1 protein-coding gene is annotated in these 1,029 nt (G+C 66.5%); it reads left to right on the plus strand.

Annotation, left to right across the window (positions count from 1 at the left end; all coding sequences use genetic code 11):
- Positions 1-117: 117 nt before the first annotated feature.
- The coding region (locus MKK84_RS05555; protein WP_243917344.1) for a porin at positions 118-1,029 on the plus strand (912 nt) is incomplete at its 3' end.

Below are 1,029 nucleotides of genomic sequence, written 5' to 3' on the forward strand. Positions count from 1 at the left end.
AGCCGGTGCGTGCGCCGGCATCGAGGCGCACGAAGGCGAGCAGAAATGATTTTGGCAGTGAGATCAGGATCACCGGACGATGCTGCGCTATGGGTTTCGAAGATTTTGGGGTCATCCATGAGGTCCTTGAAAAGCGCCCTGCTGGGCGCGGATGCCGCGTTCGCGGCGGAGGGCGCCGCGCTCGCCGCCGATCTGCCGGTCAAGAAGGCAGTGCCGATCGAATACGTCCGCGTCTGCACCGCCTACGGCGCCGGCTTCTTCTACATCCCCGGCACCGATACCTGCCTGCGCGTCTCGGGCCGTGCCCGGTTCGAGGGCGGATACCAGACTAGCTACACCCGCCAAGCGGGCGCCGCCGGTGACACATCGGGCTACCAGGGCCGGATGCGCATCAACCTCGATGCCCGTACCCAGACCGCCTACGGCACCCTGCGCGCCTTCGTGCGCCTCGATGCCGGTGCCCGTACCGGTTACTCCGGCGTCGGCACCTCCGGCACGCAGCAGCGTATCGGCCAGGCCTATCCCGGCATCGGCACCGACAGCTTCGGCCGCGACCAGCAGTTCATGAACGTCGACAAGGCGTTCATCCAGTTCGCGGGGCTCACCGCCGGTCGCGCCTCCTCGTTCTTCGACTTCTACGCCCACGACTTCGAATTCGCCGGCGCCACCGCGGGTTCAGACAACTTCTCGACCAACCTGCTGGCCTACACCGCCACGGTCGGTAACGGCCTGTCGGCGACAATCTCGATCGAAGACCCGGTCTTCCGCCGTACCCCGATCTTCTCGCCGTTCAACGTGGCCGCCACGCTGAACACGGGTAGCACGCAGAACTTCGGCGTGACCAACCAGCCGACCCCGATCTTCGTCGGTCCGAACCGCTACGGCAACATCGACAGCATCGAGCGCTCGCGCCTGCCCGACTTCGTCGGCGTCGTGCGCCTCGATCAGGCCTGGGGTTCGGCCCAGCTCTCGGCCGCCACCCACGAGCTGAACGTCGGCAATCTCTCGACCGCCGCCAGCACCGGTACT

It is taken from the genome of Methylobacterium sp. E-065, assembly GCF_022829605.1.
Classification (GTDB): Bacteria; Pseudomonadota; Alphaproteobacteria; order Rhizobiales; family Beijerinckiaceae; genus Methylobacterium.